Below are 15,209 nucleotides of genomic sequence, written 5' to 3' on the forward strand. Positions count from 1 at the left end.
CGGCACGTCGGGCGACGCGTCGTCAGCCGGCCCCGTTGCCGCCTGTTGGGGCCGCGCCCTTCGCGGCATCGGTCGAGTCCGCCTCTCGCTCGTCCAGGACCACCACATCCTCGGTGGTGAAGCGCACCCCTACTGTCGCTCCCTCGTCGGGTACGTCGCGCAGGCCGCACTCCGCCTCGACCTCCGGCCCGTCGGCGGGGCGCAGCAGGACGGCGACGTGGCTGCCGCGGAAGGTGCGCGCCCCGACGGTGCAGCGCAGTCCTTCCTCGGGTGCGCCGAGCCTTACCCCGGTGGGACGCACCAGCAGCGTGCGCGGGCCCTGCGGCGAGCCGGTGGGCACCGGCATCTTGCCCCAGGGGGTATCGGCGACGTCGCCCTCCACCGTGGCCGCCACGACATTGTCGAAGCCCAGAAAACGCGCCACGAACGCGGAGGCGGGGCGCTGCCAGACCTCCACCGGCGTGCCGGTCTGGGCGACGCGTCCGTCGCGCATCACCACCACCCGGTCGGCGAGCGCGAACGCCTCCCCCTGGTCGTGCGTGACGGCGAGCACCGTCGTACCCAACTGACCGAACACGGCGCGCAGTTCCACGACCAGGCGCTCGCGCAGACTCCGGTCGAGCTGGCCGAGCGGTTCGTCGAGCATGAGCAGCCGGGGCCGAGGGGCGAGCGCCCGTGCCAGTGCCACGCGCTGTTGCTCACCGCCGGACAGGGCGGCGACGGCGCGGCTCTGCGCGCCTGGCAGGCCGACGAGGTCAAGCAACTCGGCTACACGTCGCCGCTGTTCGCCGCGCGACTCGCCCCGGACGCGCAGCCCGAAGGCGACGTTGCCGCCGACGTCACGCTGTGGAAAGAGCTGGTGGTCCTGGAACATCAGCCCTACGCCGCGCCGGTGCACGGGCACCCCCGCCTGGTCGGTGTCCTCCAGCAGCACCCGTCCGGCGTCCGGCGGCTGAAGGCCGGCGACAACGCGCAGCAAGGTGGACTTGCCGCTGCCGCTCGGCCCCAGCACGCAGACGATTTCATGCGCGGCGATCTCCAGATCCACCGCGTCGAGCGCCGTACGCCGCCCGAATCGCACGGTCACGTCCTCAAGACTGAGCAGGGCCATCAGAACTCTCCGGAACGGTCGGTACGAATACGTTCGAGCACCAGCAGCGACACGGCGCACACCACCATCAGCACCGTGCTCAGCGCCATCGCCTGCCCGTAATTGAGATCCCCGGGCCGCCCCAGCAGTCGCGCGACAGCCACCGGCAGCGTCGGCCGGTCCGGCCGCGCGATGAAGACCGTGGCACCGAACTCGCCGAGCGAGACGGCAAAGGCGAATCCGGCGGCCACCAGCACCGCCCGCCGCACCATCGGCAGATCGACCTCCCGCCACACACGCGACGGCGAGGCCCCGAGAACGGCCGCGGCCTCGCGCAACCGCCCGTCCACGGCCCGCAGTACGGGAAGCATGACCCGTACGACGAAGGGGACCCCCACCAACGCCTGGGCGAGCGGCACCAGGATCCACGACGCCCGCAGGTCCAGCGGCGGCTTGTCGAGCGTGATCAGGAACCCGAAGCCGACGGTCACGGCGGAAACGCCCAGCGGAAGCATCAGCAGCGCGTCGAAGCCCCGTACGAGGCGCCCCGCGCGCCGGGTCAGAGCGGCAGCCGCCAGGCCGCCCACGACCAAAGCGATGACCGTCGCCGTCAGCGCGTAGCGCAGGGAGTTCCAGACCGCTTCCAGCGGCGGTACGAGGAAGGTGCCGCCGCTCGCCTCCACCGAACGGAGCGCCCGGTAGTAGTCGAAGCCGTACCCGGCCGGGCCGTCGAGCGAGCGCTCGATCAGCACGCCGAGGGGCAGCAGAATCAGCAGGAGGACAGTGCCGAGCACGCCGGCGAGCAGCGCCCACTGACCGCCTCCGTGCGGCCTGCGCACCGTCTGCGCGGGGTCGACCAGTCTCAGGACGGTCTCCCGCCTGCGTACGGTCCAGGCGTGCAGCGCCAGAATCGCGCCGACGGCGGCGAACTGCACCATCGTCAGAACGGCGGCGGTGGGCAGGTCGAGCAGTTGCGCGGTCTGCCGGTAGATCTCCACCTCCAGGGTGGAGTAGGCCGGACCGCCCAGGATCTGGACGATGCCGAAAGAGGTGAAGGTGAAGAGGAAGACCATCAGCGCCGCGGCGGCGACGGCGGGGCCCAGCGCGGGCAGCGTCACGCGCCACCACGCCGCGAGCCGCCCTGCGCCGAGTACCCGCGCGGCCTCCTCCTGGCGCGGGTCGAGTTGCGCCCAGAGGCCGCCCACAGTGCGGACGACCACCGCGTAGTTGAAGAAGACATGCGCGAGGAGGATCGCCCAGACCGTCGTGTCCGCCCGCACGCCCCACAGTTCGTCGAGCAGCCCGCCGCGCCCCAGCAGCGCGAGGAACGCCGTGCCGACCACGACGGTAGGCAGGACGAACGGCACGGTCACGACGGCGCGCAGGAGCTGTTTGCCGGGGAACTCGAAGCGCGCGAAGACGTAGGCACCGGGGAGTGCGATCAACAGGGTGAGGACGGTGGAGACCGCGGCCTGCCACGTCGTGAACCAGAGCACCTGACCGATGTCGGGCCGGCTCAGCACGTCCTCGAACCGGCCCCAGTGCCAGGCGCCGTCCGCCTTCAGCCCGCGACCGACGATCGCGGCGACGGGGTAGGCGAAGAAGACCGCGAAGAACGCGACGGGCACGGCCATGAGGCAGAGCCGTACGGCGCCCCCACGGCGCCCTTCGGCACGCACCGCGCGTACCGCGCCCCGGCCCCGTCCTCGGTCCCCGAGGCCCGGTTCCCGGACGACCGGCCCCGCCTGCGTACGCGTGCTCCCGCCGCCATCCCGGGCGGCCTTCGCGCCTACTTGACGACGAGTGAGGACCACGACTGGATCCACTCGTCACGGTGCTTGGCGATCTTCTCCGGGGCCACGGTCTCCGGTTTGTCGACCACCGCACCGTGGTCGGTGAAGAGGGTGGGCAGTTTCGCACCGTCGAGGACCGGATTCACGAACATGTTGAGCGGCATGTCCTCCTGGAACGTCTTGCTCACCAGGAAGTCCAGCAGGGCTTTGCCACCCGCCTCGTTCTTCGCGCCCTGGAGCAGGCCGGCGAACTCGATCTGCCGGAAGCAGGTGCCCGCGGCGACGCCGGTCGGCGCCTGTTTGGGCTGCGGGTCGGCGTACAGGACCTCCACCGGCGGGCTCGACGCGTACGAGACGACGAGCGGGCGCTCCGCCTTGGCCTTCTTGCCGCCCGCCGAGCCGGAGAAGTCCTCGTTGTAAGCCTGCTCCCAACTGTCCACGACCTGGACGCCGTTGGCCTTGAGCTGCTTCCAGTAGCCCTGCCAGCCGTCGTCCCCGTACGCCGCGACGGTGCCGAGGAGGAAACCGAGACCCGGTGAGGACTGCTCGGCGTTCTCGACAACGAGCAGGTCCTTGTAGGCGGGCTTCGTCAGGTCGGCGAAGGTCTCCGGCGGCGCCAGCTTCTTGTCGGCGAAGTACTTCTTGTCGTAGTTGACGCAGACGTCGCCGGTGTCGACGGGGGTGACACGGTGCTTGGCGTCGTCGAGCCGAACGTCGGCGCGGACCTGGTCGAGGCCCTTCGCCTCGTACGGCGTGAACAGGCCGTTGTCGAGGGCGCGGGAGAGCAGGGTGTTGTCGACGCCGAAGAAGACGTCCCCCTGAGGCGAACCCTTGGTGAGGATCTCCTTGTTGAGCGCCTCGCCCGCCTCGCCGCTCTTCAGCACCTTGACGGTGTAGCCGGTCTGTTCGGTGAACGCCTTCAATACGGAGTCCGAGGCGGCGAACGAGTCATGGGCGACGAGCGTCACGCTCTTGGACTTCGCGCCGTCCGACGACGTGGAGTCGCCGGACCCGCCGCCGCACGCGGCCAGCGCGCAGACGCCGAGCGCGATAGCGAGGCCACTGGCCGCCATTTTCTTCGTGGTACGCACTGAATTCCTCCTGGGATGTCCAGGAGAAGACGCGGCCCCGCCCCGCACCGGCGGACCGGAGCAGGGCAGGGCGCAACAGCTTGAGTGATGACCGAACTTCCTACCCAGAATGACCTGGGCAAGGTTCAGAGGGTCTGCGACCGTGAGGCTCTTGTCGATCCTCTGCCGCACTCTCAGCGCTGTGGCGCTCCCCTGTCGGAATATGTAATTCGTTCGAACCCAGCGTACATGGGCCCCGTCGGGGCCCCTCGCCGCGCTCAGCGCTCCGTCGCCGCCAACTGACCGCACGCCCCGTCGATCTCCTGACCTCGGGTGTCACGCACCGTCACCGGCACTCCGTGGGAGGCGATCGCCTCGACGAACGCCTTCTCGTCCTCGGGGCGGGATGCCGTCCACTTGGACCCGGGGGTGGGGTTGAGCGGGATCAGATTGACGTGCACCCGCTTCCCCTTGAGCAGCCGGCCCAGCAGATCGCCCCGCCACGCCTGGTCGTTGATGTCGCGGATCATGGCGTACTCGATGGAGATCCGGCGGCCCGACTTCTCCGCGTACTCCCAGGCGGCGTCCAGCACCTCCCGCACCTTCCAACGGGTGTTGACCGGCACGAGGGTGTCGCGCAGCTCGTCGTCCGGCGCGTGAAGCGAGACGGCGAGGCGGCACTTGAAGCCCTCGTCGGCGAATCGCAGCATCGCGGGCACCAGGCCCACCGTCGAGACGGTGATGCCGCGCTGCGAGAGTCCGAGGCCGTCCGGCTCGGGGTCGGTCAGCCTGCGGATCGACCCCACGACGCGCCGGTAGTTGGCGAGCGGTTCACCCATGCCCATGAAGACGATGTTGGACAGCCGGGCGGGGCCGCCGGGGACCTCACCGTCGCGCAGCGCGCGCATGCCGTCCACGATCTGGTGCACGATCTCAGCCGTGGACAGGTTCCGGTCGAGACCCGCCTGCCCCGTGGCGCAGAACGGGCAGTTCATCCCGCAGCCTGCCTGTGAGGAGATACACATGGTGACGCGGTCCGGATAGCGCATCAGGACGGACTCGACAAGCGTGCCGTCGTGCAGCCGCCACAGCGTCTTACGGGTGGTGTCGTCGTCGCACGAGATGTGCCGGACCACGGACATCAGGTCGGGCAGCAGCTCCGTGGCGAGCTTCTCGCGCGCGGCGGCGGGGATGTCCGTCCACTCGGCGGGGTCGTGCGCGAACCGCGCGAAGTAGTGCTGCGAAAGCTGCTTGGCACGGAACTGCTTCTCGCCGAGCGCCACCACGGCCTCGCGCCGCTCCTGCGGCGTGAGGTCGGCGAGGTGCCTCGGCGGCTTCTTGGCGCCGCGGGGCGCGACGAAGGTCAGTTCTCCGGGATTGGGCGGAGCCATGAGCTGTTTTCTCCTCGGTACGACGAGGCCGGTGTTTCCCGCCGACCGCGGGAGCAACGTGGGCACACTGCCGGTGCCAGGAGACCTCATGTGACGGGCCCCGCGACCGCGGAGCGCAGTAAGGCCCGCCGTCCAGGACGGCGGGCCTTACCAGAGTAACCGGTGCGGATACGGGTCAGCCCGAGCCGACGAACACCACCAGCAGCAGCCACACCACAGGGGCGGTCGGCAGGAGCGAGTCGAGGCGGTCCATGATGCCGCCGTGACCGGGCAGCAGCGTGCCCATGTCCTTGATCCCGAGGTCCCGCTTGATCATCGACTCGCCCAGGTCACCCAGCGTGGCACTGACCGCCACGGCGAGGCCGAGCAACAGGCCCTGCCACCAGGTGCCGTCGTCGATGAGGAACTGCATGCACAGAGCCCCCGCCACCATGGCGAATCCCACAGCTCCGAACAGACCCTCACGGGTCTTGCCGGGGCTGATGCGCGGTGCCAGCTTGTGGCTGCCGAAGCGCCAGCCGATCGCGTACGCACCGGTGTCGCTGACGATGGTCAGCACCAGGAAGGTGAGCACCCGCTGCGCGCCGTCGTCGGCCGTGAGCATCATCGCGACGAACGTCGCCAGGAAAGGCACGTAGAACGCCGCGAAGACGCCCGCCGTCACGTCCTTGAGATAACCCTCGGGCGGCTCCGTCATACGCCAGGCGAGCACCGCGAGGGCGGTGAGCGCGGTCGCGACCCAGGCGCCTTCCGCGCCCCGTACGTAGCCGGCGACGACCATCGCGGCGCCACCGACAGCGAGCGGGACGAGGGGCGCCTTGATGCCCTTCTTCTCGTCGAGCCGGGAGGTCAGCTCCCACAGCCCGACGACGACGGCGGCCACTATGACGCCGATGAAGACGGCCTTCACGATGAAGAGGGACGCCACGATCACCGCCCCGAGGCCCACACCCACCCCTATGGCCGCGCGGAGGTCGCGGCCCGCCCGCTTCTTCGGCGGGGGTGGCGGAGGGGCGGACATGGGCTCCTGCGGCGTTTCGTCACGGAACAGAGGGCCGCCCGGCCGAGCAGCCCCCCGATCGTCATCCTGGGCCCCGCCGCTCGCGGGTACGTCGGGCACGATGGGCATGGGCCGAGTCTGCTGTGCGTCAAGCTCATCGTATGCGGGACCCGCCGGGGCAGCCCCCTGGTCAGGCGGTCCCCAGTAGCCGGCAGTCGGCGGGGCCCCCCAGGAAGAGTCGTTCATCAGACCTCGAGCAGCTCGGCTTCCTTGTGCTTGAGCAGCTCGTCGACCTGGGCGACGTACTTCGCCGTGGTGTCGTCGAGCTCTTTCTCGGCGCGGCGGCCCTCGTCCTCGCCGACCTCGCCGTCCTTGATCAGCTTGTCGATCGTCTCCTTGGCCTTGCGGCGTACGGAGCGGATCGAGATCTTCGAGTCCTCCGCCTTGGTCTTGGCGACCTTGATGTACTCCTTGCGGCGGTCCTGCGTGAGCTCGGGGAACACCACCCGGATGATGTTTCCGTCGTTGCTCGGGTTCACTCCGAGGTCGGAGTCGCGAATGGCCTGTTCGATGTTGCGCAGCGCGCTCTTGTCGAACGGGGTCACCACGGCCATGCGCGGCTCGGGCACCGAGAACGAGGCCAGTTGGTTGATCGGGGTCAGCGCACCGTAGTAGTCCGCCACGATCTTGTTGAACATCGCCGGGTGCGCACGACCGGTGCGGATCGCGGCGAAGTCCTCCTTGGCGACCAGGACGGCCTTCTCCATCTTCTCCTCTGCTTCGAGGAGGGTCTCTTCGATCACCACTTGCTCCTGCGTGTCTTGAGTGGGCCCGGTGTGCTTACAGGGCCGTCGGAACCTGCGTCGCGTCTTCTTTCCTGCACGGTGTCCGACCGGCAGGGCTTTGTCCATCCCCGTGCGGGGCAGCCCGAGTTCAGGCCCGGGTGCCCTGGTCGCTCACGAGCGTGCCGATCTTCTCACCCTTGACGGCGCGCGCGATATTGCCCTCCGTGAGGAGTTCGAAGACAAGGATCGGCAGCGCGTTGTCCCGGCAGAGAGTGACCGCCGTGGCGTCGGCGACCTTGAGGTTGCGGGTGATCACCTCGCCGTACTCCAGCGCGTCGAACTTCACCGCGTCGGGGTTGGTCTTGGGGTCGGAGTCGTACACCCCGTCCACGCCGTTCTTGCCCATCAACAGCGCCTCGGCGTCGATCTCCAGGGCGCGCTGGGCGGCGGTGGTGTCGGTGGAGAAGTACGGCATCCCCATACCGGCGCCGAAGATGACGACGCGCCCCTTCTCCAGGTGCCGTACGGCGCGCAGCGGGATGTACGGCTCCGCGACCTGCCCCATGGTGATGGCGGTCTGGACGCGCGAGTCGATGCCTTCCTTCTCCAGGAAGTCCTGGAGGGCCAGGCAGTTCATGACCGTACCGAGCATGCCCATGTAGTCGGAGCGGGCCCGGTCCATGCCGCGCTGCTGGAGTTCGGCGCCACGGAAGAAGTTGCCTCCGCCGATGACGATGGCGATCTGCGCCCCGTCCCGCACGACCGCGGCGATCTCGCGGGCGATGGCGTGTACGACGTCGGGGTCGACGCCGAGCGCTCCCCCGCCGGCGAACGCCTCACCGGACAGTTTCAGCATGAAGCGCCCGGCCTTCTTGCCGGGGTCACTGTTGTCGTCGGTGGACTGGGTGGCGTCCGCGCCCTTGCTCATGGGGGTCTCCTCGTGCACATACGAAGAAGGCCATTGCCGGTGGGTCTGTGTCCCTAGCGGCAATGGCCTCCTCGTCAGATCTGCGGCCGTCCGGCGCGTGTTCGGCCGGCGGCTGCAGTAGACCCTAGCGGGGTCCACCGTCGATCGCGTACGACTGCGCTGTCCCGGGTGCTCGGCCCCGGGACGGTGTCCGGACCGTCAGGCGCCGACGCGGATGCGCGCGAAGCGCTTCAGCGTGACACCGGCCTCGTCCAGGACCTTCTTGACGGACTTCTTGTTGTCCTTGGCGAACGGCTGGTCGAGGAGGGTGACCTCCTTGAAGAAGCCGTTGACGCGACCCTCGACGATCTTGGGCAGCGCCGCCTCGGGCTTGCCCTCCTCGCGGGAGGTCGCCTCGGCCACGCGGCGCTCGTTCTCGACGACGTCGGCCGGAACTTCCTCACGGGTGAGGTACTTCGGCGCGAACGCGGCGATGTGCTGGGCGACGTCCTTGGCGACGGTGGCCGCCGTCGCGGCGTCGGCACTGCCCTTGTCCAGCTCGACCAGGACACCGACCTGCGGCGGGAGGTCGGGCATGGTGCGGTGCATGTACGTGCCGACGTAGCTGCCGTCGCCCTGGAACTGGGCGAAGCGGTCGAGGACGATCTTCTCGCCGAGGTTGGCGTTGGCCTCGTCGACGAATGCCTGGACGGTCTTGCCGGGCTCGATCTCGGAGGCACGCAGCGCCTCGATGTCGGCGGGGCCGGTCGCGGCCACGTGCGCGGCGAGCGCGTTGGCGACGGCCTGGAACTTGTCACCCTTGGCGACGAAGTCCGTCTCGCACTTCAGCTCCAGCAGGACACCGGAGGTGTTGTCGTCGGAGACGAGGGAGACGACGGCGCCGTTCTCGGCACTGCGGCTCTCGCGCTTGGCGACGCCCTTCTGGCCCTTGACGCGAAGTACCTCGACGGCCTTGTCGACATCGCCGTCGGCCTCGACCAAAGCCTTCTTGCAGTCCATCATGCCGGCGCCGGTGAGCTCGCGGAGCTTCTTGACGTCAGCGGCGGTGTAGTTCGCCATGTCTGTGAATCTCTCTCGGAAGTCGAAGATCTACGGGTGGACGGCGGAGGCCTTGGCCCCCGCCGTCAGCAACCGAACCTTTGAGGTCAGGCCTTGTCGGCGTCCGCGGCCGGGGCCTCGGCCTCGGTGACCTCGGCGGCGGGGGCCTCGGCCGGAGCGGCGGCCTCGTCGGCCTGCTCGGCGTCGGCGACCTTCTCCGTCTCGGCGGAGGTCTGGACGTCGGCCGGAGCCTCGGCGGCGTCGGCGGACTTCTCCGCGTCAGCCTTCTTGTCGCCTTCGAGGAGGTCACGCTCCCACTCGGCGAGGGGCTCGCCGGCGGCCTTCTCGCCCGGCTTGGAGTCGCCGGTGGCGGCGCCGGAGCGGGCGATGAGACCCTCGGCGACGGCGTCGGCGATCACGCGGGTGAGCAGGGTGACGGAGCGGATCGCGTCGTCGTTGCCCGGGATCTTGTAGTCGACCTCGTCGGGGTCGCAGTTGGTGTCGAGGATCGCGACGACCGGGATGTGGAGCTTGCGCGCCTCACCGACGGCGATGTGCTCCTTCTTGGTGTCGACGATCCAGACGGCGCTGGGCACCTTCTGCATTTCGCGGATACCACCGAGGGTCTTCTCCAGCTTGGCCTTCTCGCGGGAGAGGACCAGGAGCTCCTTCTTGGTGAGGCCCGAAGCGGCCACGTCCTCGAAGTCGATCTGCTCAAGCTCCTTCAGACGCTGAAGGCGCTTGTAGACGGTGGAGAAGTTGGTGAGCATGCCGCCCAGCCAGCGCTGGTTGACATACGGCATGCCAACGCGCGTCGCCTGCTCGGCGATGGCCTCCTGGGCCTGCTTCTTCGTACCGACGAACATGATGGAACCGCCGTGGGCGACGGTCTCCTTGACGAACTCGTAGGCGCGGTCGATGTACGACAGCGACTGGAGCAGGTCGATGATGTAGATGCCGTTGCGCTCCGTGAAGATGAAGCGCTTCATCTTCGGGTTCCAACGACGGGTCTGGTGACCGAAGTGGACGCCGCTTTCCAGCAGCTCCCGCATCGTGACGACGGCCATGGCCGTACTCCTTGAGGTACTCGGTTGTCGCGTCCGCCGGACGGCGGACGCGCCTGACGCCCCGGAACGCTTTGCCACTAGGGACCGAGAAGCGCGGACACCGGCGAAGAGGCCGGCGGCGGGGCGTGCGAAGTCGATCCGGTGACCCGGATCGCCACAGGAAGTGTACGGGACCCGCACAGTGCCCGGCGACGGAGTGCGAGGGTGACGGAGATATGCACAACGGGCCGGTTATCCACAGAATCCGAGCATGATCCACTTGAATCGGCCGACTGCGGCAGCGTGAACGGCATGATCACTGTCGACGAACTACTCATTCACGCTTCCGCCCGGCCCCGCCGCCGTGGTCGGCGGCGGTTCATCGCCCTGTGCCTCCGCGCCGGCGTCGCCGCGCTCGCGGGGGTGGTGGCAGCCGTCCTGCTCGCCCCCTCGTCCGACGCGCGGGCCGCCGACAACGAGGAAGCGGGCACGGAGACCGGTGCCGACTCCGAGGCGCCCCCGCCCGGTCCCGGCGGCGCCACCGCCGCTGTTCCCGACACCACGGCGGGCGCCGGGACGGGCACCGGTGCCGACGGCGTCAGCGGCGACCGGGCCTGGCCGGTGGGCCTGCGGCCGACCGTCCTGCGGGGGTGGGAGCCGCCCGCCTCGCCGTACGGTCCCGGCCACCGGGGCGTGGATCTCGCCGCCACCGCGGGCACTCCCGTTCGCGCCGCCGCTCCCGGCCGGGTGTCCTTCACCGGCATGGTGGCCGGACGCGGCGTGCTCTCGATCACGCTGACCGGCACCGGGCAGCCACCTCTGCGCACCACCTACGAACCGGTGACGGCGCTTGTCGCCGAGGGCGACGAGGTGACGGCGGGCCAGGTCGTCGCTGTCCTGGGCCCCGGCCCGTTCCACTGCGCGGGCGGCTGTCTGCACTGGGGGCTGCTGCGGGGCGAGACCTATCTCGACCCCCTGTCCCTGCTTCCCGACGCCCTGCTCGACCGCGGCCCGGCACGGCTGTTGCCGGTTTTCGGGATCCCCGAGCCGGCGCCCACGAGCGGTCCGACCGAGTCGCGGCCGCCCTTCGTGCCGGACGATCTTCCGGACGATGTGGCGATCATGGCGGAGGAGACCGCCGCGGCGGCGGGTGACGCTTTGCACGCGGCGGTGCTGCTCGCGGCAGCGGCGTGGGTGCGGCAGCGGAGTCGTACGGGCGTCAGGTACCGCGTACGCCCTGGAGCACCATGGACACCGCCGCCTCGGCGATCACCACGGGGTCCTCGGCGGCGCCCAACTCGATCCGCCGCACGGCGGCGTCCACAACACCCTGGAGCAGCATCGCGGCCAGCCTCGGCTGCTCGTGGCCCAGTTCGGCAAGCGCTTCGACGATCATCGCGATGAGCCCGCCGTGCGCCGCCCGGATCTTCTCCCGGGCGCCCGCGTCGAGTTCGCTCGCGGAGATCGCGACCACCGCGCGGTGGCGGCGGTCGCCCACGAGGCTCAACTGCTGGCGCACATACGCTTCGATCTTGCTCTCGGGGGTCGCCGCCTCCGCCATGGCGAATTCGATCTCGGCGGCCCAGACAGGAAAGTCGACGGCGCAGAGCTCTTCGACGACGGCCGCGCGCGAGCGGAAGTACTCGTAGACCGACGACCTGGCGAGGCCGGTGCGCTCGGCGAGGGCGGGGAAGGTCAGCGCCTCCGTGCCGCCTTCGGACAGGAGGGAGCGTGCGGCGTCAAGCAGGGCGCCGCGCTGCATGGTCCGGTGCTCGGCCACGGAGGCCGCTCGAATCCTGGGCACGCACCCACTCTACGGCGGAGACCGCCCGCGCAGGCGGGGCAGTGACGATTCAGCGTCCCGCGTCGGCGAGTTTCGCGCGGAGCTGGAGCACGGACTTCGTATGGATCTGGCTGACGCGGCTCTCGGTGACGCCGAGGACGTTGCCGATCTCCGCCAACGTGAGCCCCTCGTAGTAGTAGAGCGTGACGACGGTCTTCTCGCGCTCGGGAAGGGTGTTGATGGCGCGCGCGAGGAGCCGGCGCAGCTCGCGGTCCTCGGCGACCTCGACGGGGTTGTCGGCCGCCGTGTCCTCCAGCGTGTCCATCAGGCTGAGCCGGTCACCGCCCTCCCCGCCGACATGCAGCAACTCCTCGAGCGCCACGACGTTCGCCAGCGACAACTGGCTGAAGACGGCGTGCAGTTCCTCGACGGCGATGCCCATCTCGGCGGCCACCTCGATCTCCGACGGGGTACGCCGCAACTGTGCCTCCAGGGTGGCGTAGGCACGCTCGACAGCCCTGGCCTTCTGACGTACGGAGCGCGGGATCCAGTCCAGCGCGCGCAGTTCGTCGATCATCGCGCCCCGGATGCGGGTGATCGCGTAGGTCTCGAACTTGATCGACCGCTCGATGTCGAACTTCTCGATCGCGTCAATCAGCCCGAAGACCCCGGAGGAGACGAAGTCCGCCTGCTCGACGTTGGACGGCAGTCCTACACTCACCCGGCCGGCGACGTACTTCACCAGCGGCGAGTAGTGCAGGATCAACTGCTCACGCAGCCGCTCGTTACCGGAGGACTTGTACGACCGCCACAGGGTGTCGAGCGCCGAGGGAGCGGAGGGTCGCACTTCGCCGCGGGCCGCGGGGGGCGCCGGGGGCGGCGCCGCCACGCGGTCGGACCCGGAGGTGTGCTGGGGCATGCGTTGCCTTGAGCCGTTCTGCCGTGAAGTGAGGGGAGGTACGTCTGGGCCGGATTCCTGGTGAGCGTAGCGTGACAGCGCGGTCGCGGTACGCGAGGAGCTGGGGGGAGCGTCTGTCCGGACAGGAGCGATCGGCCCGCGCCGAATGACGCGATTCGGCGCCGACACCGCGCGTATCGGCCGTTGTCGCGCCGTCGTGAGAACTGCGATGGTCATCTGCCTCACCTTTTCACCCGAATGCCCCAGGTCAAGTACCGGCTCGCCGCGTACCGACGTCGCTTGTCGTCCGCGGCGTCAACTGCCAGCCCTCACCGTGCCGTTGTACGAACCCGAGCGAGTGAAGTTCGTACAGTTTGGCGAGAGCCTCGTCGGCCGTCGTCGCGGTCTCCCGCGCGATGTCCCGCACACCGATGACGCCACGCGCGGGCAGCGCGTCGAGGATCCGTCTGCCGAGCGGATCGAGCAGGTCCCTGGCCAGGACGGGACCGCGCCTGGCGGGTGCGAGGTCGCCCATGTCCCCCACCAGTTCCACCACTTCGGCGGCGTCCGTGACCAGCACGCCCTCTCCGCGCAGCAGTTCGTGCACCCCGGCGGACAGGCCGCTCGTCGCCGGGCCCGGCACCCCCATGGTGAACCGCCCGAGCCGCTGTGCGCTGCGGGCGGTGACCAGCGAGCCACTGCGGTACTCGGCCTCCACCACGACCGTGCCCCTGGTGAGCGCGGCGATCACACGGTTACGTAGGACGAACCTGCTCCGAGTCGGATGGTCACCGGGCGCCAACTCCCCCAAAACCAAGCCCTGTTCGGCGATGCGGCGCACCAGTGCCGCGTGTCCGGGCGGATAGACCACGTCGACGCCGCAGGCGAGAACGGCGACGGTCGCACCGTCGGAGGCGAGTGCGCCCCGGTGGGCGGCTCCGTCGACGCCGTACGCCGCGCCCGAGGTCACCACCCAGCCCCGCTCCGCCAGTCCCGACGCGATGCTCCCCGCCATGTGAGCCCCGTACGGTGTGCAGGCCCTGGCTCCCACGACGGCCACGGAGCGCAGGGCCCAGAGCCTCAGGTCGGGCCTGCCACGCACCCACAGGCCGATGGGGCGTCCGGTGCCCAGGTCGTCGAGCTGGGTCGGCCACTCCTGGTCGCCGGGACAGACGAACCGGCCGCCGATCCCGGCGACGACCGACAGGTCGCGCTCGGGGACCGCCGCACGCGCGCGTGCCCGGAGGCCGCTGATACGGCGTGGACCGACCGCTGCCAATGCCTCGTCGTCGGTCCCTTCCGGGGAGGTGAGCAGGTCCATCAGCCCCCGGGCGCCGTACTTGTGCAGCCACCGCCCGCCGTTCTCGTCACCGGGCTCGATCACTCGTGTCAGGGCGGCCCGCGCCAGTCGCTCGTCGGCGTCGACCCCCGTGGTCATGACACCTCTCCGATCGTGGCCCCGACGCCCTGGGCGATACCGGTACGCAGCTCCAGCGCCAGACCCACGTCCCGGCCGTCGGGCCGGTCCCGTCCGGCGAGGTCCGCGATCGTCCACGCGACTCGCAGGACCCGGTCCAGGCCGCGGGCGGTGAGCAGTCCCCGTTCGAGGTCCCGTTCGGCGCCGTCGAGCGCCCCGGGCGCGGTGAGCCACCGGGTGCGCAGTTCGTGACCGGGCACTTCGCTGTTGACCGTCCAGGGCGTCCCCGCCAGCCGCTGCGCCGACCGTAGCCTGGCCTCCGCGATCCGCTCGGCGACCGTCGCCGTCGATTCGCCTCTGCCACCCTCTCCCATGAGATCGGCGCGGTGCACCGGCTGGACCTCCACCCGCAGATCGACCCGGTCGAGCAAGGGGCCCGACAGACGCGACTGGTACCGGCGGATCACGGAGGGCGGGCATTCGCACCCGGCACCGTGCAGGGTGTGGCGCCCGCAGGGGCACGGGTTGGCGGCGAGATTATGAGGGTCGTTCAGTTCTGTCCGTTGTCCGCCCCCCTCACGGCTTCCCTCCGTCGGTCGGGTTGGCCGCATTGCGCCGGTTGGTCTCCCGGTGGGCGCCTAGGTTGGTGATGTTGGTAGCTGCTTCAAGCTGCTCTGTGAGCTGGCGGTGCTCCTCGGCCAGTTGCCGGTTGGCCTCGGCATAGATGCGGACTTGCGCGCGCAGGTCGGCGTTCTCGCGGCGGAGACGCGCGAGCGCGTCGTCGCTCGCGGGCGTTGCCTCTCGGGGTGGCCGTTCCTCTGGGATCTGGGCCCGGAACCACTCGATGTCGTCGGGGTAGTTCCGGTAGAAGGTTGCGTGGGTGACACCGAGCTTCCGTTCGACCGCAGTCAGAAGGGGGCGCCGGCCGCTCTCCTGAGCCTCGCGCAGGATCACCTCCATCGCGTCACGG

13 protein-coding genes, 2 pseudogenes and 1 riboswitch are annotated in these 15,209 nt (G+C 70.0%); of the genes and pseudogenes, 1 reads left to right on the forward strand and 14 read right to left on the reverse strand.

Features of this window, described 5'->3' with window-relative positions; translation table 11 throughout:
* Positions 1 to 22 precede the first annotated feature (22 nt).
* From OG329_RS10100 to rpsB, 9 genes are all read right to left on the reverse strand, one after another.
* Positions 23 to 1,105 carry an ABC transporter ATP-binding protein gene (locus tag OG329_RS10100; RefSeq protein ID WP_405801748.1) on the reverse strand — a complete coding sequence of 361 codons (1,083 nt, stop codon included), beginning with the start codon at positions 1,103 to 1,105 and terminating at the stop codon, positions 23 to 25.
* 5 nt (positions 1,106 to 1,110) lie between these two features.
* Positions 1,111 to 2,724, reverse strand: coding sequence for an ABC transporter permease (locus OG329_RS10105; protein WP_405794256.1), 1,614 nt, complete (start codon positions 2,722 to 2,724; stop codon positions 1,111 to 1,113).
* Positions 2,725 to 2,879: 155 nt separating this feature from the next.
* Entirely contained in the window at positions 2,880 to 3,974 is a 1,095-nt protein-coding gene (locus OG329_RS10110) for a thiamine ABC transporter substrate binding subunit (RefSeq protein ID WP_405794257.1), read from the reverse strand.
* A 79-nt stretch (positions 3,975 to 4,053) separates the two neighbouring features.
* A riboswitch (TPP riboswitch) is annotated at positions 4,054 to 4,178 on the reverse strand.
* Between the two features lie 53 nt (positions 4,179 to 4,231).
* Positions 4,232 to 5,344: a 23S rRNA (adenine(2503)-C(2))-methyltransferase RlmN gene (rlmN, locus tag OG329_RS10115; protein ID WP_405794259.1), complete on the reverse strand. Its 1,113-nt coding sequence runs from the start codon at positions 5,342 to 5,344 to the stop codon at positions 4,232 to 4,234.
* A 175-nt stretch (positions 5,345 to 5,519) separates the two neighbouring features.
* Complete coding sequence (locus tag OG329_RS10120) at positions 5,520 to 6,590, reverse strand: phosphatidate cytidylyltransferase (protein WP_405794261.1); 1,071 nt, start codon at positions 6,588 to 6,590, stop codon at positions 5,520 to 5,522.
* A complete protein-coding gene (gene frr / locus OG329_RS10125; protein WP_078074826.1) occupies positions 6,590 to 7,147 on the reverse strand; it encodes a ribosome recycling factor in 558 nt (185 codons plus the stop codon). Before frr ends, OG329_RS10120 begins: the two co-directional genes overlap by 1 nt.
* A gap of 130 nt (positions 7,148 to 7,277) precedes the next feature.
* Positions 7,278 to 8,057 carry a UMP kinase gene (pyrH, locus tag OG329_RS10130; RefSeq protein ID WP_405794263.1) on the reverse strand — a complete coding sequence of 260 codons (780 nt, stop codon included), beginning with the start codon at positions 8,055 to 8,057 and terminating at the stop codon, positions 7,278 to 7,280.
* A gap of 198 nt (positions 8,058 to 8,255) precedes the next feature.
* Entirely contained in the window at positions 8,256 to 9,116 is an 861-nt protein-coding gene (tsf, locus tag OG329_RS10135; RefSeq protein WP_405794265.1) for a translation elongation factor Ts, read from the reverse strand.
* 86 nt (positions 9,117 to 9,202) lie between these two features.
* Complete coding sequence (rpsB, locus tag OG329_RS10140; protein ID WP_405794267.1) at positions 9,203 to 10,162, reverse strand: 30S ribosomal protein S2; 960 nt, start codon at positions 10,160 to 10,162, stop codon at positions 9,203 to 9,205.
* Between the two features lie 291 nt (positions 10,163 to 10,453).
* Between rpsB and OG329_RS10145 the strand changes: the two are divergent.
* Positions 10,454 to 11,056 (forward strand): annotated as a pseudogene (locus OG329_RS10145) (peptidoglycan DD-metalloendopeptidase family protein); the annotation flags it as partial.
* 304 nt (positions 11,057 to 11,360) lie between these two features.
* On the opposite strand, the gene OG329_RS10150 reads toward OG329_RS10145, so the two are convergent.
* The 5 genes and pseudogenes from OG329_RS10150 to OG329_RS10170 form a co-directional block, all read right to left on the reverse strand.
* On the reverse strand, positions 11,361 to 11,921 hold the full coding sequence (locus tag OG329_RS10150) for a TetR/AcrR family transcriptional regulator (protein ID WP_405801749.1): 561 nt from the start codon (positions 11,919 to 11,921) through the stop codon (positions 11,361 to 11,363).
* Positions 11,922 to 11,994: 73 nt separating this feature from the next.
* Positions 11,995 to 12,843 carry an RNA polymerase sigma factor WhiG gene (gene whiG / locus OG329_RS10155; protein WP_405794269.1) on the reverse strand — a complete coding sequence of 283 codons (849 nt, stop codon included), beginning with the start codon at positions 12,841 to 12,843 and terminating at the stop codon, positions 11,995 to 11,997.
* Positions 12,844 to 13,090: 247 nt separating this feature from the next.
* Entirely contained in the window at positions 13,091 to 14,260 is a 1,170-nt protein-coding gene (gene dprA / locus OG329_RS10160; protein WP_405794271.1) for a DNA-processing protein DprA, read from the reverse strand.
* A gap of 5 nt (positions 14,261 to 14,265) precedes the next feature.
* Positions 14,266 to 14,775: pseudogene (locus OG329_RS10165) on the reverse strand (ATP-binding protein); the annotation flags it as partial.
* A gap of 40 nt (positions 14,776 to 14,815) precedes the next feature.
* Positions 14,816 to 15,199 carry a hypothetical protein gene (locus tag OG329_RS10170; RefSeq protein ID WP_405794272.1) on the reverse strand — a complete coding sequence of 128 codons (384 nt, stop codon included), beginning with the start codon at positions 15,197 to 15,199 and terminating at the stop codon, positions 14,816 to 14,818.
* Positions 15,200 to 15,209: the final 10 nt, after the last annotated feature.

The sequence above is a fragment of the Streptomyces sp. NBC_01506 genome (assembly GCF_045040295.1).
Taxonomy (GTDB): Bacteria; Actinomycetota; Actinomycetes; order Streptomycetales; family Streptomycetaceae; genus Streptomyces.